This window comes from Streptomyces phytophilus (genome assembly GCF_013870535.1).
GTDB lineage: Bacteria > Actinomycetota > Actinomycetes > Streptomycetales > Streptomycetaceae > Streptomyces > Streptomyces phytophilus.
On the sequence record NZ_JACBXC010000696.1, the window covers coordinates 1 to 3,190 of the forward strand.

General features: G+C 72.0%; 3 protein-coding genes. 2 read left to right on the top strand and 1 reads right to left on the bottom strand.

The features are described from left to right. Positions 1 to 110 precede the first annotated feature (110 nt). Positions 111 to 1,820 carry a fumarate hydratase gene (locus tag H5J30_RS23710; protein ID WP_181789400.1) on the bottom strand — a complete coding sequence of 570 codons (1,710 nt, stop codon included), beginning with the start codon at positions 1,818 to 1,820 and terminating at the stop codon, positions 111 to 113. Positions 1,821 to 1,956: 136 nt separating this feature from the next. Here H5J30_RS23710 and H5J30_RS23715 point away from each other — a divergent pair, with 136 nt between their 5' ends. Further along, the gene (locus H5J30_RS23715) at positions 1,957 to 2,646 is read left to right on the top strand and encodes a DUF1707 SHOCT-like domain-containing protein (protein WP_181789401.1); all 690 of its coding nucleotides are present in this window, start codon (positions 1,957 to 1,959) and stop codon (positions 2,644 to 2,646) included. 199 nt (positions 2,647 to 2,845) lie between these two features. Next, positions 2,846 to 3,190 (top strand): WhiB family transcriptional regulator (locus H5J30_RS23720; protein ID WP_181789402.1); only part of this gene is annotated, 345 nt, incomplete at its 3' end.

Below are 3,190 nucleotides of genomic sequence, written 5' to 3' on the forward strand. Positions count from 1 at the left end.
CGGCTGAGGGCGCCGGCGCAACGCCCGGCTCGTACGGCCGCGGGGGGCGCCCGGCGAGACCCGGCCGCCCCTCCCCGCCCGTACGAGCCCCGGGCGCCTTACGCGCTCCGCTACGGCTTCGCCGCGCCCCGCACCGGGATACTCGTGACGAACGGCTTCGCGGGACCCGGGTCGGTGAAGAAGTCGTTCCCCTTGTCGTCCACCACGATGAACGCCGGGAAGTCCTCGACCTCGATCTTCCAGACCGCCTCCATGCCCAGCTCCTCGTACTCCAGGACCTCGACCTTCTTGATGCAGTCCTGCGCCAGCCGCGCGGCGGGACCGCCGATCGAGCCCAGGTAGAAGCCGCCGTGCGCGGCGCAGGCGTCGGTGACCTGCCCGGACCGGTTGCCCTTGGCCAGCATCACCAGCGACCCGCCCGCCGCCTGGAACTGCTCGACGTACGCGTCCATCCGCCCCGCCGTCGTCGGCCCGAAGGAGCCGGAGGCGTAGCCCTCGGGGGTCTTGGCCGGGCCGGCGTAGTACACGGGGTGGTCCTTCAGGTACTGCGGCATCTCCTCGCCCGCGTCCAGGCGCTCCTTGATCTTCGCGTGCGCGATGTCGCGCGCCACGACGAGCGGTCCGGTCAGCGACAGCCGCGTCTTGACCGGGTACTTCGTCAGCTCCGCCCGCACCTCGGCCATCGGCCGGGCGAGGTCGATCCGCACCGCCTCGTCCATGGCCCCGGCGGAGCCCGCGGTCAGCTCCGCCGCGGTGGTGTCCGGCAGGAAGCGCGCCGGGTCGTGCTCCAGCTGCTCCAGGAAGACGCCCTCCGCCGTGATCTTCGCCAGCGCCTGCCGGTCGGCGGAGCAGGAGACCGCGATGGCCACCGGGCAGGACGCGCCGTGCCGCGGCAGCCGGACGACGCGCACGTCATGGCAGAAGTACTTGCCGCCGAACTGCGCGCCGATGCCGAGCGTCTGCGTCAGCTCGAAGACCTTCGCCTCCAGTCCGGTGTCGCGGAAGCCGTGGCCGGCGGGGGAGCCCTCGGTGGGCAGCGAGTCGAGATAGTGCGCGGAGGCGTACTTCGCGGTCTTCAGCGCGTACTCCGCGGAGGTGCCGCCGACGACGATCGCGAGGTGGTACGGCGGGCAGGCGGCGGTGCCCAGCGAGCGGATCTTCTCCTCCAGGAAGCGCAGCATCGACGCCTCGTTGAGTACGGCCTTCGTCTCCTGGTAGAGGAACGACTTGTTGGCGCTGCCGCCGCCCTTGGCCATGAAGAGGAACTTGTACGCGTCCCCGTCGGCGGCGTACAGCTCCACCTGCGCCGGCAGGTTGCTGCCGGTGTTCTTCTCGTCCCACATGGTCAGCGGCGCCATCTGCGAGTAGCGCAGGTTGAGCCGGGTGTACGCGTCGTACACCCCGCGCGACAGCGCCTCCTCGTCCCGGCCCCCGGTCAGTACGTACTGACCGCGTTTGCCCATGACGATCGCCGTGCCGGTGTCCTGGCACATGGGGAGCACGCCCGCCGCCGAGATGTTGGCGTTCTTCAGCAGGTCGAGCGCGACGAACTTGTCGTTGGGCGACGCCTCGGGGTCGTCGCAGATGGTGCGCAGCTGGGTGAGGTGGGCGGGGCGCAGGAAGTGCGAGATGTCGTGCATCGCCTCGGCGGCGAGCAGCCGCAGCGCCTCCGGCCGGACCTCCAGGAACGTACGCCCGCCCGCCTCGACCGTGCGCACGCCCTCCGTGGTCAGCAGGCGGTACGTCGTGGTGTCCGCGCCGAGCGGCAGGATGTCCGTGTACTGGAACGCGGGGCTGGCGGGTCGGGCGGTGGCGGTCATCGCGTTCCTTGTCGTCGGCCGGCGGCGGCATTGCGCCTCCCAGGTTAGGACGGCCGCCCGGGCGCGCCGTGGCGAGGTGCCCCTCCGCCGCCCGAGGGCCTAGTCACGATGTATCGCGTTTGGTTACGCTGGGCCCGTGGACGAGACCCCGCGCGACAGCGCCCCCGTGCCCGCCGCCCAGCCGTCGCTGTCGAAGAAGCCGGTCGCGGAGGGAGAGCTGCGCGCGTCCGACGCGGACCGCGACCGGGTCGCCGACATCCTCCGCGAGGCGCTCGCCGAGGGGCGGTTGGACCCGGAGGAGCACGCCGAGCGGATCGACGGCGTCTACCACGCCAAGACCGTGGGCGAGCTGGAGCCGCTCGTACGCGACCTGCCGGTCGGCCGGCGCGCGGCCGGGCCCGCGGCGGCGCCGCCCCCGCCGTCGTACCCGCAGCCGCAGTCGCAGACCCTCGTCGCGGTCTTCAGCGGCTCCACGCGCAAGGGGCGTTGGAGCGTGGGGCGCAGGACGTCGGCGTTCGCCCTCTTCGGGGGCGTGGACATCGACCTGACCGAGGCGGTCTTCCACCAGCAGGAGATCGTCATCAACGCGACCGCCATCTTCGGCGGCGTCGACATCAAGGTCCCCGAGAACGTGTCGCTGCGCGGCTCCGGCACGGCCGTCTTCGGGGGCTTCGACGTGCACGCGCAGGAGGCGGAGGACCCGCGTGCGCCGGTGGTGGTCGTCACCGGCTTCGCGCTCTTCGGCGGCGTGGAGGCAAAGGGCAAAAGGGGCAAGTTTCTGAAGAACCTGACGGACCGGATGCGCAAGCACGGCCTCGGTCACTGACCCGTTCCACCACCCCCAACTGCCTCCGCAGACACCCGGGGACCACCTCCATCCCGGGTGGCCACTCGGCGCATAAGCGCGCGCACAGCGGGTAGAGCACGTGCATCGTCTCCTCCGTACGGCTGCAGGTGCGAACGGTCGTACGCCTTACGAGACAGCTTTGTCCCTGATCCGCCAACGCCGTCGTCAGGAGTGGACCGTGCTGCAGTCCCACCAGCAGTCCCTGCAGGAAGCCCGGGTGCCGATCCAGCGCTCCGGCCGGCGGGAAGAGGGGGATCCCTGGCACACGGAGGCGGTGTGCCGGCGGGACGAGGCCGCGCTGTTCTTTGCACCGTCGAAGGAGCCCACCGCCGACCGGCTGTCGCGCGAGGCCGCCGCGAAGCGGGTCTGCGCGCGCTGTCCCGTGATGGTCGAGTGCCGGGAGCACGCGCTGCTGCTGCCCGAGCCGTACGGCGTGTGGGGCGGGCTCACGGCGGCGGAGCGACGGGTCGTACAGGCGCGGCGCAGGCGGCGGGAGACGGCGGAGAAGCTGACGGCCCCGCGG